This is a genomic window from Pseudomonas sp. TE3911 (assembly GCF_054062775.1).
On record NZ_JBSSFP010000001.1, the window covers coordinates 5,903,716 to 5,918,919 of the forward strand.

Sequence of the window (15,204 nt, forward strand, 5' to 3'; positions counted from 1 at the left end):
CGCTCTGGCACTTCGCTACCTTGAGATAGCCGTCTCCATGTTTGGTTCCAACGACGACAAGAAGACCCCAGCTGCGGCTGGCGAGAAGAAAGGCCTGTTCGGATGGCTGCGCAAAAAGCCGCAGGAAACCGTTGTCGAACAGCCACAGGTTCAAGCTGAGCCGATCCCCGAACCTATAGTAGAAGCCGAGCCGGTTGCCGAAGTGCCTGCGCCGGTGGTGTTGCCGATGGCTGAGCCGGTGTTGCAGCCAGTGGTTGAGGCCGAGCCTGAGCCTGAGCCTGAGCCTGAGCACAAGCCGTGGCCTGAGTTGCCAGTGGCCGAAGAGCCCGTGGCGTTGGTCGAAGACATACAGGCTGAGCACGTGGTCCCGCCGATTCCTGCGGTGGTTGAGCCGGTCGAGGTGGTGGCCGAAGCGCCACTCGCCGTGGAGGTCCCGGTTCCTGCGCCTGTTGTGGCCGCTGAGCCTGCCCAAGTTATCGAGGTTGTCGAGCCAGAGCCGATCGCCCCACCCACCGAAACAAGCAAGACCGGCTTCTTCGCTCGTCTCAAGCAAGGCCTGAGCAAGACCAGCGCCAGCATCGGCGAAGGCATGGCCAGCCTGTTCCTGGGCAAGAAGGTCATCGATGACGAACTGCTGGAAGACATTGAAACCCGTCTGCTGACCGCCGACGTGGGCGTCGAAGCTACCGCGGTGATCATCCAGAGCCTGACCCAAAAGGTCGCGCGCAAGCAGCTGACCGATGCCGATGCACTCTACAAATCCTTGCAGGCCGAACTGGCGGCGATGCTCAAGCCCGTGGAAGCACCGCTGGTGATCACCCCGAACAAGCCGTTCGTGATCCTGGTAGTGGGCGTCAACGGCGCCGGCAAGACCACCACCATCGGCAAACTGGCCAAGAAACTGCAATCGGAAGGCAAGAAAGTCATGCTCGCTGCCGGCGACACCTTCCGCGCCGCTGCCGTTGAGCAATTGCAGGTCTGGGGTGAGCGCAACAAGATTCCGGTGATCGCCCAGCACACGGGTGCCGATTCCGCCTCGGTGATCTTCGACGCCGTGCAAGCCGCCAAGGCTCGTAACATTGATGTGCTGATCGCGGATACCGCTGGTCGTCTGCACACCAAAGACAACCTGATGGAAGAGCTGAAGAAAGTCCGCCGCGTTATCGGCAAGCTCGACGCTGACGCGCCGCACGAAGTGCTGCTGGTGCTGGACGCCGGTACCGGCCAGAACGCTATCAGCCAGGCCAAACAATTCAACCAGACGGTCCAACTGACCGGCCTCGCGTTGACTAAGCTCGACGGCACGGCCAAAGGCGGTGTGATCTTCGCCTTGGCCAAGCAGTTCGGGTTGCCGATTCGTTATATCGGCGTCGGTGAAGGCATCGACGACCTGCGCACCTTTGAAGCCGAACCCTTTGTACAGGCACTGTTTGCCGAGCGGGAGCGTTCATGATTCGATTCGAACAGGTCGGTAAACGCTATGCCAACGGGCATGTCGGCTTGCATGAGCTGAGCTTTCGAGTGCGTCGCGGCGAGTTCTTGTTTGTCACCGGTCACTCGGGGGCCGGCAAAAGTACGCTGTTGCGCCTGCTGCTGGCCATGGAACGCCCGACTACCGGCAAGTTACTGCTCGCCGGCCAGGACCTGGCCACCATCAGTAATGCGCAGATCCCGTTCCTGCGCCGCCAGATCGGCGTAGTGTTCCAGAACCACCAGTTACTGTTCGATCGCACGGTGTTCAACAACATTGCGCTGCCGCTGCAGATTCTTGGGTTGTCCAAGGCCGAAATCGTCAAGCGTGTGGATTCTGCCCTGGAGCGCGTGGCGCTGTCGGACAAGACCGACCTCTACCCCGGCGACCTCTCGACTGGTCAGCAGCAGCGCGTCGGCATCGCCCGCGCCATCGTCCATCGCCCGGCCTTGCTGCTGGCGGACGAACCTACCGGTAACCTCGACCCGCGTCTGGCGGCCGAGATCATGGGGGTGTTCGAAGACATCAACCGCCTGGGCACCAGCGTATTGATCGCCAGCCACGACCTGGCGCTGATCGCCCGCATGCGCCACCGCATGCTGACCCTGCAGCGCGGTCGCCTGATCGGTGACGGGGAGGCTGGCGTATGAGTGCCACACGTAGCCCTAAGGTTTCCGAGCGCGTTGCGCCAAAACCGGCCGACCCGCAACCGAAAAAGAAAAAACACGACGATGACGACGGCCCGGACTTCAGCACCTTGCTGCGCGCCTGGATCGAAAGCCACCGCGCCAGCCTGCTGGACAGCTTGCGCCGTCTGGGCAAACAGCCGATCGGCAGCTTTTTCACCTGCCTGGTGATGGCTGTGGCCTTGAGCCTGCCAATGGGCTTGTCGCTGCTGCTTAATAATGTGGAGCGTTTGGGCGGTTCCTGGCAGCGTGCGGCGCAGATTTCGCTGTACTTGAACCTGGATGCCAGTACCAAGGAAGGCGAAGCGCTACGGGACGATATCAAGAATATGCCGGGCGTCGCGGACGCCGAGTACGTTAGCCGCGACCAGGCCCTTGAGGAGTTCCAACAGCAGTCCGGCCTGGGCGAGGCGCTTAAAGAGCTGCCGCAGAACCCACTGCCCGGCGTGGTGCTGGTGACCCCGAATGAAGTCGACAAGCCGGCCCTTGAAGCCCTGCGGCAAAAACTCGCAGAGATGCCGAAGGTGCAACAGGCGCAACTTGATCTAGTCTGGGTAGAGCGCCTGGCGGCGATCCTCAAGCTTGGCGACCGTTTTGTGTTCGGCCTGACGGTGCTGTTGGTGTCTGCATTACTTTTGGTGATAGGTAATACCATTCGTCTTCATATTGAAAACCGTCGCATCGAGATAGAAGTGATTAAACTGGTCGGCGGCACGGACAGCTATGTGCGTCGGCCTTTTCTGTACATGGGCGCGCTTTATGGCCTGGGTGCGGGGATTTTGTCCTGGGGCGTGCTGGCGTTCGGCCTGAACTGGCTGAACGACGCAGTCGTTGGGCTTGCCGGCTTGTACGGCAGTGATTTTGCCCTGGCCGGGGTACCGGTGGCCGATGGTCTGTCACTCTTGCTTGGCGCGGTATTGTTGGGTTATATCGGTGCCTGGATTGCGGTCGCACGGCATTTACGTGAGCTGGCACCGAAGTAGTTAATGTCAGATTAATGTGGTTTCGTTTGTATTGACCGTATCAGTGGTTTAGGGAACTTGTCCTACGGTTCCCGGTCAATTTTCGCAGTGCTGAACTGCACGAGTTATGTGAGTCGGAGGTTTTTTCGTATGACCACTTCTTTGCAACCTGCTTATGCCTTGGTCCCTGGTGCGAACCTGGAAGCCTATGTGCACACGGTCAACAGCATTCCATTGCTGACGCCCGAGCAGGAGCGTGAACTGGCCGAGAGTCTCTACTATGAGCAGGATTTGGGGGCGGCTCGGCAGATGGTGCTCGCCCACCTGCGTTTTGTCGTACATATCGCCCGTAGCTATAGCGGCTACGGGTTGGCCCAGGCTGACCTGATTCAGGAAGGCAACGTCGGCCTGATGAAGGCTGTAAAGCGCTTCAACCCTGAGATGGGCGTGCGCCTGGTGTCGTTTGCCGTGCACTGGATCAAGGCGGAAATCCACGAGTTCATCCTGCGCAACTGGCGCATTGTGAAAGTCGCGACCACCAAGGCCCAGCGCAAGCTGTTCTTCAACCTGCGTAGCCAGAAGAAACGCCTGGCGTGGCTGAACAACGAGGAAGTCCACCGCGTGGCCGAAAGCCTCGGTGTGGAGCCCCGTGAAGTGCGCGAAATGGAAAGTCGCCTGACCGGCCATGACATGGCCTTCGATCCGGCCGCCGAAGCGGACGACGACAGCGCCTTCCAATCGCCGGCCAACTATCTGGAAGACCACCGGTACGACCCGGCGCGTCAACTGGAAGACGCCGACTGGAGCGACAATTCCAACCACAACCTGCACGAAGCGCTGGAAGTGTTGGACGACCGCAGTCGTGACATCCTCTACCAGCGATGGCTGGCGGAAGAAAAAGCCACGCTGCACGACTTGGCGCAGAAGTACAACGTGTCGGCCGAGCGAATTCGTCAGCTTGAGAAAAGCGCGATGAACAAGCTGAAGTTGTCGATCGCCGCTTAAAAGCGCCGCTTAAAAATGTGGGAGGGGGCTTGCCCCCGATAGCAGAGTGTCAGTCGACATAAAAATGACTGATCCAACGCTATCGGGAGCAAGCGTCCTCCCACATTTTTTTGTGTTGTATCAGTCGGACCAAGGCGCTTTGCGCGAGTTGTTCAGTTCCACCAGATAACCATCTCCGCCTAGCTGGCTCATCTGCTGGCGAATCCACGCCGCCCGCCGCGCCACATAAGCGGTCGGGTGGCTGGCACTCCATACCCGTGGGTTAGGCAACACCGCCGCTAAATAACTGGCCTGCTGCCGGGACAAGCCCTTGGCGCTTACGCCGAAGTGATGCCGTGCCGCCGCCTCCGCGCCGAATACGCCTTCATCCCATTCCACGCTATTGAGGTACACCTCAAGAATCCGTTGCTTGGGCCACAGCACCTCGATCAACCCGGTAAACCAGGCCTCCAGCCCTTTGCGCAAATAACTGCGGCCAGCCCACAGGAACAGATTCTTCGACACCTGCTGACTCAACGTACTGGCGCCGCGAATCGAACCGCCGCGCTCGTTGTGCAGGATCGCCGCGTGGATCGCGCCGAAATCAAAGCCCCAATGCTGCGGGAAGCGCTGGTCTTCACCGGCCATCACCGCCACTTTGAGCTCATCGGAGATCTCGTCCCACGGCACCCAGGTGCGCTGCAGGTCAATGGGTTCGCCGTCGAACCAGGATTCGACCTTGCGCTCCACCATTAGGGCAGTGAAGGGCGGCGGGACGACACGAAACAGCAGCACCAGCAAAACACTGCCGATGGCAAACCATTTCACGACGTTGAGAAAGCGTTTGAATAGGAGACGCAGCATAGAGATGGCTTGGCCGAACCCGTTGAGCGGGCCATTATACAGACCCTGCCCGATGAGTCTGACTGGAGTTCCCTATGCTGCGTAGCTTTCTGATGCTGGCCGCGTTTTTCGGCTTCACCGGTGTGGCCTTGGGCGCGTTTGCCGCCCACGGCCTGAAAAACCGTCTGAGCGCCGAGTACCTGGCGATCTTCCATACCGGAGTGACCTACCAACTGGTGCACACACTGGCGCTGTTCGGCGTGGCGTTGCTGGCCGCCCAACTTCCCGGCCGCCTGGTGACTTGGGCCGGTATCTCGTTTGTCATCGGTATCCTGCTGTTTTCCGGCAGCCTCTACGTGCTGACCATGACCGGTATCAGCAAGCTCGGCATCATCACGCCGTTCGGTGGCCTGGCGTTCTTGCTCGGCTGGTTCTTCCTCGGTTTGTTTGCCTGGCGCTTGCAGGTCGTCTGACCAAGGGACTTGGGCCGGCAACGCCAATCAAGCTAGAATGCTGGCCCCTAAAAACGATGGCGGCCCGCGGCATGCGCATTCTGTTGAACGGCGAATCCTTTGAACTGCCCGACGGTGAAACCGTTTCGGCCCTGCTGACCCGTCTGGACCTGACCGGGCGTCGCGTCGCAGTGGAGCTCAACCTGGATATCGTTCCGCGTAGCCTCCACGCCGAGACTGCGCTCACCGAAGGTGATCAGGTTGAAGTGGTCCACGCCATCGGCGGCGGCTAGTCGCCTGCCCGAATTCTGCAGAACCTCACCCCATTTCGAGGATTTCCCATGAGCATCGTTCGTAGCGACAAGCCCTTCGTCCTGGCCGGTCGTACCTACCAGTCCCGCTTGCTGGTCGGCACCGGCAAGTACCGCAACATGGAAGAAACCCGCCTGGCCATCGAAGCCTCGGGCGCTGAAATCGTGACCTTCGCCGTACGCCGCACCAACCTCGGTCAGATCGAGGGCGAGCCGAACCTGCTCGAAGTGCTGTCGCCGGATCGCTACACCTTCTTGCCGAACACAGCCGGTTGCTATGACGCCATTGAAGCCGTGCGAACCTGCCGCCTGGCCCGTGAGCTGCTTGATGGTCACAACCTGGTGAAGCTGGAAGTGCTGGCCGACCAGAAAACCCTGTTCCCCAACGTGATCGAAACCCTCAAGGCCGCTGAGACGCTGGTCAAGGAAGGCTTCGACGTGATGGTCTACACCAGTGATGACCCGATCATCGCCCGTCAATTGGCGGAAATCGGCTGCATCGCCGTGATGCCGCTGGCCGGTCTGATCGGTTCCGGCCTGGGTATCTGCAATCCGTACAACCTGCAGATCATCCTCGAAGAAGCCAAGATTCCCGTACTGGTGGATGCGGGCGTAGGCACTGCCTCCGACGCGACCATCGCCATGGAGCTGGGTTGCGACGCTGTGCTGATGAACTCCGCCATCGCCCATGCTCAGCAACCGATCATGATGGCCGAAGCCATGAAACACGCCATCGTCGCAGGCCGCCTGGCTTACCTCGCCGGGCGCATGCCGAAAAAACTCTACGCCAGCGCCTCTTCGCCGCTGGATGGTCTGATCAAGTAAGAGCCATTGATGACTGAATCAAACGAAACGCCGAACACCGTGGAAGAAGCAGGCGACGAGTCCAAGCATCGCCGCATCAAGAGCTTTGTGATGCGCGCCGGTCGTATGACCGAAGGCCAGCAAAAGGGTCTGGAGCAGGGCACGCCGCTGTTCGTATTGCCCTTGGCCGATGCGCCCGTGGACTACGACCAAGTGTTTGGCCGTTCGGCCCCGCGCTCACTGGAAATCGGCTTCGGCATGGGCCACTCCCTGCTGGAAATGGCCGCTGCCGCGCCGGACCAGGACTTCATTGGCGTGGAAGTACACCGCCCAGGTGTCGGCGCACTGCTTAACGGCGTCCTGACTCAAGGCCTGACTAACCTGCGGGTCTACGACTGCGACGCGATTGAAGTGCTTAACCGTTGCATCGCCGACAACAGCCTTGACCGCCTGATGCTGTTCTTCCCGGACCCATGGCATAAATCCCGCCACCACAAACGCCGCATCGTCCAGGCTTCCTTCGCGGAGCTGGTGCGCAGCAAGCTCAAGGTTGGCGGCATCCTGCACATGGCCACCGACTGGGAGCCGTATGCCGAATACATGCTGGAAGTGATGGACGTTGCCCCTGGCTACCGCAACCTGGCCGAAGATGGCAAATGCGTGCCGCGCCCGGCTGAGCGTCCGATCACCAAGTTCGAACGTCGCGGCGAGCGGTTGGGGCATGGGGTTTGGGATTTGAAGTTCGAGAAGCTGGCGTAACTCGCCACTGACTTGAAATGCAATTCAATGTGGGAGGGGGCTTGCCCCCGATAGCGGAGTGTCAGTCGACATCAAAGTGACTGATCCACCGCTATCGGGGGCAAGCCCCCTCCCACAGTTGTTTTGTGTTGGATTTGAGGTCAGCGGCGATCGGCGACGACGCCAATCAACACCAGCACCACCACCAACACCGGCGCCAGGCTGTAGTTATTGAACTGGCTCAAGCCCCGCACAATCCACGGTGTGGCGTAGATCAATGCAGCGCCGCTGCCGACCATGCATACCAATGCCATCAGCGGGACGCGCAAGGCGCCGGCGATGCTGCCCAGGCGTGCTTCGACCCAGCCCTTGATATCTGCGCCGAACAGCACCAGCAAACAGCCCACGAGCGCTAGGGAGATTTCCGACAGGTTGCTGCGGCTCCAGCGGGATACGGTGGCGAGCAGGTCGAGTACCAAATCCATTCGAATTCCTTAGAGCGTCAGCTCAAAAACTTCTGCAACAGGTCATTGAGAAAGAGTTGCCCGCGATCAGTGGCCGCCAGGCGTGACGGTTCGACCTGCATTAAGCCACTTTGTTCTGCCTCGCGACGTGCCTCGTCGAGGCTCGCCAGGTCGAGGCCCGTGCGCTCGGCGTAGAGCCTGGCGTCGACGCCGTCGGTGAGGCGCAGAGCGTTCATCAGAAACTCGAAAGGTAGCTCGTCATTGGTCAGCTCCTTCGCCCCAGCCTGGAAGCTTTTGGCCGGGTTCAGGTAGTCCTTTGGCGCGCGGGTCTTCCAGGTGCGCACGATGCGCCCGTCCGGATGGCTGAGCTTGCCGTGGGCACCGGCGCCGATGCCGATAAAGTCGCCGAAGCTCCAGTAATTCAGGTTATGCCGCGCCGGGCGGCCCGGTTGGGCATAGGCTGACACTTCGTATTGGGCGTAACCGTGCTCGGCCAGCAGTGCCTGGCCTGCTTCCTGGATGTCCCAGAGGGTGTCGTCTTCTGGCAGCGCCGGCGGCTGGTTCCAGAACACCGTGTTGGGTTCCAGGGTCAATTGATACCAGGACAAATGCGTGGGTTTGAGCGCGATGGCCTGGCGCAGGTCACTGAGGGCGTCGTCCAGGGACTGATCGGGCAAACCGTGCATCAGGTCCAAGTTGAAGTTATCAAATCCGGCCTGGCGCGCCATCCCGGCAGCGCGTACAGCTTCGTCGCCATTGTGGATACGGCCCAGGGCCTGAAGTTTTTCCTGCTGGAAGCTCTGGATACCGATGGACAGGCGGTTGATCCCCAGCTTGCGGTACGCCACGAACTTCTCTTGTTCGAACGTGCCGGGGTTGGCTTCCAGGGTGATCTCGATATCGCCGGCAAACGGGATGCGCGCTTCCACGCCTTTGAGCAGGCGACCCAGTGCTGCAGCGCTGAACAGGCTTGGGGTGCCACCGCCGAAGAAGATCGAACTCAGTTCCCGGCCGTAAACGGCATGCAGATCCTGATCGAGGTCGGCCAACAGTGCGTCCACGTACTCTTCTTCCGGCAGCACTTTGCTTGCGGTGTGAGAGTTGAAGTCGCAATACGGGCATTTACGTACGCACCACGGGATGTGGATATACAGCGCCAGGGGCGGCAGCACGGGCAAGGCCGCCCGAGGTGTTTGCGCGCCGCCGTGGATCAGCGGCAGCGCCTGGGTGTCGTGGGTCATTTCAGGCTCAGGCGTTGGCGCAGCAAATCCATTGCGCGGGCGCGGTGGCTGATCTGGTTCTTGTCGGCCGGGCTCAGTTCTGCGCTGGAGACATTGCGCTCTGGCACCCAGAACAGCGGGTCATAGCCAAAACCATGCTCACCGCTGGCCGCATGCAGGATGCGCCCGTGCCACAGGCCTTCGCAAAGGATCGGCAACGGGTCGTCCGCATGGCGCACCAGGGCCAGCACGCAGACGAACTGCGCGCCGCGTTCGGCGTCCAGCACGTCCTTGAGGGCGTCCAGCAACTTGGCGTTGTTGGCCGCGTCACCTTTGCCATCGGCGTAGCGCGCCGAATAGATGCCAGGTGCTCCGCCGAGAAAATTCACCGCCAGGCCAGAGTCATCCGCCAGCGCCGGAAGGCCCGAGATACGCGCCGCATTGCGCGCCTTGAGGATGGCGTTCTCGACGAACGACAGGCCTGTCTCTTCCGGCTCGACCTGGCTGAACTCGCCAATCGAGCGCAGTTGCACGGAGTCGCCGAGCATGGCCTGCAGTTCTTTGAGTTTGCCGGCGTTATGGCTGGCGAGTACGAGCTGGGTAAGGTTCATCATTCCGCCGGAAACAGTTCCTGGTTGAATTGGAAGCTATGGGCTTTGCCGCCGGTTTCAACGTTGATGGTAAACGTCTTGTATTCCCGCTGGGTCACGGCGTAGGGCGCGAGATAATTGATCCCGCCTTTTTCGTTGATTTGCTTGAAGGTGAGGATCTCGCTCTTGCCGCCCAGATCCTTGATGGTGCCCGTTACTTGTGCGGCCACGGGGGTCACGCCCTTGATCACGGTCACATTGATCAAGCCCTTTTCCTTACTGCGTACCACGCCGACTTTCTGGGCGGTTTCCGGTTGCAGGAAGCTGGAGGTGAAGGTGTTGTAGTGAACGGTGATATCGCCGAAGTCTTTCTTGCGATTTGCGTCGATAGCGTCGGCTGCCAAGGCGTTGGCACCCAGGCAAGCGGTCAGTAGAAAAATAGCCAAGCGACTCATGAGCGCCCCTCTGGAAAATGATTAGACGGCAATTTTGTGGTCGGTCAGGCCAGGACTGCTGACCCGGTAGATACCGATTTCGCCCAACAGGTTGGGCCATAGTTTACTCGCCCAGCCGTGACGGTGCTGTTGATCGACGGCAAGTCGGTTAATCACTTTGGCTTCACGCTCGCCACACAGCGCTTCGAAGTCTTCGAAGGTGCAGAAGTGGATGTTCGGCGTGTTGTACCAGGTGTAAGGCAGGAAATCCGACACCGGCATGCGACCCTTGGTCGCCAGGTACCAGCGGCAGCGCCAGTGGCCGAAGTTAGGGAAGGTGATGATGCACTGGCGACCCACGCGCAGCATTTCGTCGAGGATGCGGTCAGGGTAGTGCACCGCTTGCAGGGCTTGGGTCATCACCACGATGTCGAAGCTGTTGCTGGCAAAGTTACCCAGGCCCTTGTCCAAGTCCTGCTCGATCACGTTGATGCCCTTGGCCACGCACTGGGCGATGTTGTCCGGGTCGTTTTCCAGGCCATAGCCGGTGACTTGCTTGTTGTCGCGCAGCCAGCTCAGCAGTTCGCCATCGCCGCAGCCCAGGTCAAGCACGCGGCTGCCGGCGGGGATCCATTCTTGGATGATTTCCAGGTCGGCTCTCATGGCGTTCTCACACTGTAATCCGGTTCATGTAATTGCCGAACGCCTGCAAGTAACGCGGGATCGGAATCAGAAAGGCGTCATGGCCTTGCGGCGCATCGATCTCCAGGTAGCACACGTCTTTGCGTGCGGCCATCAGTGCATCCACCAGCTCGCGGGAGCGGGCCGGGGAGAAGCGCCAGTCGGTGGTGAACGACATCACGCAGAACTTGGCCGTGGCGCCTTCGAAGGTTTTCGCCAGGTCATCGTCGTGGTTGGCCGCCGGGTCGAAATAGTCCAGGGCCTTGGTCATCAGCAGATAGGTGTTGGCATCGAAACGCCCGGAGAACTCCTCGCCCTGATAACGCAGGTAGCTTTCGACCTGGAATTCGACGCTGTGGAAATCGTAGTTGAGCTTCTCGCTCTTGAGGCCACGGCCGAATTTTTCGCCCATGGAGTCATCGGACAGGTAGGTGATATGCCCGACCATCCGCGCCAGCATCAAGCCGCGCTTGGGAATCACGCCCGCTTCCTGGAACGAACCGCCGTGGAACTCGGGGTCGGTGAGGATCGCCTGGCGCGCCACTTCGTTGAAGGCGATGTTTTGCGCCGACAACTTGGGGGCCGAGGCGATGGCCAGACAATGGCGTACGCGATCAGGGTAGGTGATGGTCCATTGCAGTGCCTGCATCCCGCCCAGGCTGCCACCGATCACGGCGGCCCACTGGTTGATGCCCAACAAATCGGCAAGACGCGCTTGGCTGTGTACCCAGTCTTCCACGGTCAGCACCGGGAAGTCGGCGCCGAACGGCTTGCCGGTTTCCGGGTTGATACTGCTGGGGCCAGTGGAGCCGTTGCAGCCGCCGAGGTTGTTCAGGCTGACCACGAAGAATTTGTTGGTGTCGATGGGCTTGCCGGGACCGATACAGCTGTCCCACCAACCGGGCTTGCGCTCGTCGGCACTGTGGAAGCCTGCTGCGTGGTGATGACCGGACAAGGCGTGGCAGATCAGCACGGCGTTGCTCGCCGTGGCGTTCAGTTGGCCATAGGTTTCGTAGATCAGGTCGTAGGCGGGCAGAGAACGGCCGCAGGCCAGGGCCAGGGGTTCGCTGAAGTGCGCCACTTGGGGCACGACCAGACCAACAGAATCGGGGGGGAAGGCAGCTGGCATCGACCCTGCTCTCGTTTAAATGAGGCGTAAGTCTAAAGACCACTGCACCCAGCGGCAAGCAAAGGCCTGCGCGCTGCGAAATGAGGGAGGGAGGGAGCAAGCCCCTCCCTCATTTGTTTGCGTCAGATCAGCAGGCGCAGAATCTCAGGCATCCCGGTCATGGTGGCCAGGTTGTTGATCACCAGCATGTCCAGCAGCTTGAGCACCATGAACGCCAGGATCGGCGAGATATCCAGGCCGCCCAGGTTCGGCAGCAGGCGGCGGAATGGCGCCAGGGCGGGCTCGCAGATCTGGTTCACCAGTTCGGCGCCAGGGTTGTGGCTACCCGGGGCGACCCAGGACAGGATCACGCTGATGATCAAGGCGAAGAAGAAAATCTTCAGGAACAGCGCGGTCACACCGATGATTGCCCAAATCAGCAACTGTATGAAATTGCCGGTGGTGCCGTACGTCAGCAGCAGTGTCAGCGCCATCAAGGCCAACTGCACCAGGATCGCCAGTACCAGCGACGACATATCCAGGCCGAACAGGCTCGGGATCACCCGGCGCAACGGCTTGAGCAGCGGCTGGGTCGCCTTGACGATGAACTGGCAGAGTGGGTTGTAGAAGTTGGCACGTACCAGTTGCAGCACGAAACGCAACAGCACGATCAGCAGGTAGAGGCTGCCGAGGGTTTGCAGCACGTAGACGGCTGCGGTGTTCAAACCAATCATATTGGCTCCTTAGTTGCCCAGTTGTTCGGCCATTTCGGCCGATCGGTGCGCAGCGGCACCCAATGCTTTTTCCACCAGGGCTTCAAAGCCCCCGGCCTGGAACGATTCAATGGCGGCCTGCGTCGTGCCGCCTGGTGAGGTCACGCGACGGCGCAGCTCGGCGGCATCCGCATCGCTGGACACGGCCATCTTCGCGGCGCCCAAGGCGGTCTGCTCGGACAGTTGCTCAGCGACTTCCCGTGGCAGGCCGAGTTTCACGCCGGCGGCGGTCATGGCTTCAATCAGCAGGAAGAAGTATGCCGGGCCGCTGCCGGAGACGGCGGTGACCGCTTCCAGTTGTTGTTCCTGATCCAGCCACAGGGCAATGCCCACGGCGGACAGCAACTCTTGGGCCTGGTCACGTTGTTCGGTGCTGACCTCGGCGGTGGCATACAAACCGCTGACGCCTTGGCGCAGCAGAGCCGGAGTGTTGGGCATGCAACGCACGATGGGCTGGGCCCCCAGCCACTTCTTCATGCTGGCGCAGGTTATGCCGGCAGCGATGGACACCACCAACTGATGCGGTTGCAGATTTGGGCGCAGGCTTTCGCACACGGCCTTCATGGCTTGTGGCTTGACCGCCAGCACGATCACGTCGACGCCTTGGATGGCCTCGGCATTGTCGGCAAAGGTGTCGATACCGTGCTCGGCGCTGACGCGCGCACGGGTGTCGGCGCCCGGGTCGCTGGCGCGGATCTGCGCGGCGTCCAGGCCCTTGGCCCGTAGGCCGCCGATCAGGCTGGCCGCCATGTTACCGGCGCCGATAAAGGCAATACGCGTGTTGCTCATGACAGGTCCTTATTCAGAGGGAGGTCAGCCATTTCACGGCTGGCCGTAATCACGGGCGCCAAACAGGGCGGTACCGATCCGCACCCAGGTGGCGCCTTGGGCGATGGCCGACTCAAGGTCGTGGCTCATGCCCATGGAAAGCGTGTCGAGCGGCAGGTTCAGGCTGTTTTGCAGGTCGCGAACGGTAGCGAACGCTGCATCTTGCTCGGTCCGATCTTCAGTCGGCTCGGGGATTGCCATCAGGCCACGCAGCGTCAAGCGCGGCAGGGCACTGATGGCATTGGCCAAGGCCGGCAAGTCGGCGGGCGTGCAGCCGGACTTGCTGGCTTCGCCGCTGACATTGACCTGGATACAGATGTTCAGCGGCGGCAGGTCGGCCGGGCGTTGTTCGGACAGGCGTTGTGCAATTTTGAGGCGGTCCACGGAATGCACCCAAGCGAAGTTCTCGGCGATAGCGCGCGTCTTGTTCGATTGAATGGGGCCGATGAAGTGCCAACTCAAGGGCAGGTCGGTTAATTCAGCCTGTTTGCCCAGGGCTTCCTGCAGATAGTTTTCGCCGAATTCGAGCTGCCCGGCGGCATAGGCTTCGCGCACTGCTTGGGCGGGTTTGGTCTTGCTCACGGCCAGCAGGTGGATGCTGCTTGCGTCACGTTGCACGGCGTCGGCTGCGGCGCGGATGCGCTGGCTAACCAGGCCGATGTTGTCTGCTATCGTCGACATTCAAGATGCGCCCGTGGATATGGAGTCCGCGGCATTCTACTGGAAATGGAAAGCCCTATGGATATCACTGAATTACTGGTGGCCGGCGTGCGCCGTGGCGCCTCCGACCTGCACCTGTCGGCGGGGCTGGCGCCGATGTGGCGAATCGATGGCGAAGTCTGGCCGATGGATTGGCCGGTGCTTTCTGCCCCGCAAGTCGCGGATTTATTGAGCCCTTTGCTCAATCAATACCAGCAAAAGGATTTCGAAACATCTCTTGAAACGGATTTTGCCTTCGAGCTGCCGGGTGTAGCGCGCTTCCGGGCCAACGTATTCCAACAGGATCGCGGCATGGGCGCGGTGTTTCGTACTATTCCGGCCGAAGTCCAGAGCCTGGATAGCCTGGGTCTCGGGGCGGTGTTCCAACGCATCGCCCAATTGCCACGTGGCCTGGTGCTGGTGACCGGACCCACTGGCTCCGGCAAGTCCACCACTCTGGCGGCAATGATCGATTACCTCAATCAGCATCGGCGCCAGCACATCCTTACGCTCGAAGACCCTATCGAATTTATCCACAGGCCGAAAATCGCGCTGATCAACCAGCGCCAGGTGCACCGCGACACCCACAGTTTTTCGGTAGCCCTGCGTTCGGCGCTGCGTGAAGACCCCGATGTGATCCTGGTGGGCGAACTGCGTGACCTGGAAACCATCCGCCTGGCCCTGACGGCGGCTGAAACCGGGCATCTGGTATTTGGCACCTTGCACACTACCTCCGCGGCAAAGACCGTGGATCGGCTGGTCGACGTGTTCCCGGCCGGCGAAAAGGCCATGGTCCGCTCAATGTTGTCGGAGTCGTTGCAGGCGGTGGTGTCACAGGTGCTGGTGAAGAAGCTCGGCGGCGGGCGCGTGGCGGCCCATGAAATCATGTTGGGCACGCCAGCCATTCGTAATCTGATTCGTGAGGACAAGGTGGCGCAGATGGTCTCGGCTATCCAGACCGGCGGGGCGTTGGGGATGAAGACATTGGATATGAGTTTGAAGGCGTTGGTCACGCAGGGCGTGATCAGCCGGGAAGAGGCGCTGGAGAAGGCGAGGGTGCCTGGGGATATCTAAGATCGGGAGATATAAGGAGATCCAAATGTGGGAGGGGGCTTGCTCCCGATTGCAGTGGGTCAGGTACAGATAAACTGACTGA

Annotated in this window: 19 protein-coding genes; 9 read left to right on the forward strand and 10 right to left on the reverse strand. The window is 60.6% G+C overall.

What is annotated here, in order from left to right:
- The first annotated feature begins 37 nt into the window (after positions 1 to 37).
- From ftsY to rpoH, 4 genes are all read left to right on the forward strand, one after another.
- Entirely contained in the window at positions 38 to 1,453 is a 1,416-nt protein-coding gene (ftsY, locus tag ACVWXD_RS26815; RefSeq protein WP_457371516.1) for a signal recognition particle-docking protein FtsY, read from the forward strand.
- On the forward strand, positions 1,450 to 2,121 hold the full coding sequence (ftsE, locus tag ACVWXD_RS26820; RefSeq protein ID WP_003213784.1) for a cell division ATP-binding protein FtsE: 672 nt from the start codon (positions 1,450 to 1,452) through the stop codon (positions 2,119 to 2,121). Before ftsY ends, ftsE begins: the two co-directional genes overlap by 4 nt.
- On the forward strand, positions 2,118 to 3,140 hold the full coding sequence (gene ftsX, locus ACVWXD_RS26825; RefSeq protein WP_032884149.1) for a permease-like cell division protein FtsX: 1,023 nt from the start codon (positions 2,118 to 2,120) through the stop codon (positions 3,138 to 3,140). Before ftsE ends, ftsX begins: the two co-directional genes overlap by 4 nt.
- A gap of 129 nt (positions 3,141 to 3,269) precedes the next feature.
- Positions 3,270 to 4,124 carry an RNA polymerase sigma factor RpoH gene (gene rpoH, locus ACVWXD_RS26830; protein ID WP_003176698.1) on the forward strand — a complete coding sequence of 285 codons (855 nt, stop codon included), beginning with the start codon at positions 3,270 to 3,272 and terminating at the stop codon, positions 4,122 to 4,124.
- 120 nt (positions 4,125 to 4,244) lie between these two features.
- Here rpoH and mtgA read toward each other — a convergent pair whose 3' ends face one another.
- Positions 4,245 to 4,967: a monofunctional biosynthetic peptidoglycan transglycosylase gene (mtgA, locus tag ACVWXD_RS26835; protein ID WP_457371517.1), complete on the reverse strand. Its 723-nt coding sequence runs from the start codon at positions 4,965 to 4,967 to the stop codon at positions 4,245 to 4,247.
- A gap of 74 nt (positions 4,968 to 5,041) precedes the next feature.
- On the opposite strand from mtgA, the gene ACVWXD_RS26840 reads away from it, so the two are divergent.
- The 4 genes from ACVWXD_RS26840 to trmB all read left to right on the forward strand — a co-directional run bounded on the left by ACVWXD_RS26840 (position 5,042) and on the right by trmB (position 7,272).
- Positions 5,042 to 5,419, forward strand: coding sequence for a DUF423 domain-containing protein (locus ACVWXD_RS26840; RefSeq protein ID WP_401382908.1), 378 nt, complete (start codon positions 5,042 to 5,044; stop codon positions 5,417 to 5,419).
- A 71-nt stretch (positions 5,420 to 5,490) separates the two neighbouring features.
- On the forward strand, positions 5,491 to 5,691 hold the full coding sequence (gene thiS, locus ACVWXD_RS26845) for a sulfur carrier protein ThiS (protein WP_032884144.1): 201 nt from the start codon (positions 5,491 to 5,493) through the stop codon (positions 5,689 to 5,691).
- Between the two features lie 48 nt (positions 5,692 to 5,739).
- Positions 5,740 to 6,534, forward strand: a complete 795-nt coding sequence (locus ACVWXD_RS26850; protein ID WP_457371518.1) for a thiazole synthase — start codon at positions 5,740 to 5,742, stop codon at positions 6,532 to 6,534.
- Between the two features lie 9 nt (positions 6,535 to 6,543).
- Positions 6,544 to 7,272: a tRNA (guanosine(46)-N7)-methyltransferase TrmB gene (gene trmB, locus ACVWXD_RS26855; RefSeq protein ID WP_032884142.1), complete on the forward strand. Its 729-nt coding sequence runs from the start codon at positions 6,544 to 6,546 to the stop codon at positions 7,270 to 7,272.
- A 140-nt stretch (positions 7,273 to 7,412) separates the two neighbouring features.
- On the opposite strand, the gene ACVWXD_RS26860 is transcribed toward trmB, so the two are convergent.
- From ACVWXD_RS26860 to ACVWXD_RS26900, 9 genes are all read right to left on the reverse strand, one after another.
- The gene (locus tag ACVWXD_RS26860) at positions 7,413 to 7,736 is read right to left on the reverse strand and encodes a DUF3392 domain-containing protein (protein ID WP_032884141.1); all 324 of its coding nucleotides are present in this window, start codon (positions 7,734 to 7,736) and stop codon (positions 7,413 to 7,415) included.
- Positions 7,737 to 7,753: 17 nt separating this feature from the next.
- The gene (gene hemW / locus ACVWXD_RS26865; RefSeq protein ID WP_032884140.1) at positions 7,754 to 8,956 is read right to left on the reverse strand and encodes a radical SAM family heme chaperone HemW; all 1,203 of its coding nucleotides are present in this window, start codon (positions 8,954 to 8,956) and stop codon (positions 7,754 to 7,756) included.
- A complete protein-coding gene (gene rdgB / locus ACVWXD_RS26870) occupies positions 8,953 to 9,549 on the reverse strand; it encodes an RdgB/HAM1 family non-canonical purine NTP pyrophosphatase (protein WP_457371519.1) in 597 nt (198 codons plus the stop codon). Before rdgB ends, hemW begins: the two co-directional genes overlap by 4 nt.
- Positions 9,546 to 9,980, reverse strand: coding sequence for a DUF4426 domain-containing protein (locus ACVWXD_RS26875; RefSeq protein ID WP_032884139.1), 435 nt, complete (start codon positions 9,978 to 9,980; stop codon positions 9,546 to 9,548). Before ACVWXD_RS26875 ends, rdgB begins: the two co-directional genes overlap by 4 nt.
- 21 nt (positions 9,981 to 10,001) lie before the next feature.
- Positions 10,002 to 10,622, reverse strand: a complete 621-nt coding sequence (metW, locus tag ACVWXD_RS26880; RefSeq protein WP_010207236.1) for a methionine biosynthesis protein MetW — start codon at positions 10,620 to 10,622, stop codon at positions 10,002 to 10,004.
- Between the two features lie 7 nt (positions 10,623 to 10,629).
- Positions 10,630 to 11,769, reverse strand: a complete 1,140-nt coding sequence (gene metX / locus ACVWXD_RS26885; RefSeq protein WP_095185132.1) for a homoserine O-succinyltransferase MetX — start codon at positions 11,767 to 11,769, stop codon at positions 10,630 to 10,632.
- Positions 11,770 to 11,891: 122 nt separating this feature from the next.
- Positions 11,892 to 12,482 carry a YggT family protein gene (locus tag ACVWXD_RS26890; protein WP_032884137.1) on the reverse strand — a complete coding sequence of 197 codons (591 nt, stop codon included), beginning with the start codon at positions 12,480 to 12,482 and terminating at the stop codon, positions 11,892 to 11,894.
- Between the two features lie 9 nt (positions 12,483 to 12,491).
- Positions 12,492 to 13,310, reverse strand: a complete 819-nt coding sequence (gene proC / locus ACVWXD_RS26895) for a pyrroline-5-carboxylate reductase (protein WP_457371520.1) — start codon at positions 13,308 to 13,310, stop codon at positions 12,492 to 12,494.
- A gap of 33 nt (positions 13,311 to 13,343) precedes the next feature.
- On the reverse strand, positions 13,344 to 14,030 hold the full coding sequence (locus ACVWXD_RS26900; protein ID WP_032884134.1) for a YggS family pyridoxal phosphate-dependent enzyme: 687 nt from the start codon (positions 14,028 to 14,030) through the stop codon (positions 13,344 to 13,346).
- Positions 14,031 to 14,087: 57 nt separating this feature from the next.
- Between ACVWXD_RS26900 and ACVWXD_RS26905 the strand changes: the two genes are divergently transcribed.
- Positions 14,088 to 15,122: a type IV pilus twitching motility protein PilT gene (locus tag ACVWXD_RS26905; protein ID WP_122756281.1), complete on the forward strand. Its 1,035-nt coding sequence runs from the start codon at positions 14,088 to 14,090 to the stop codon at positions 15,120 to 15,122.
- The last annotated feature ends 82 nt before the right edge of the window (positions 15,123 to 15,204 follow it).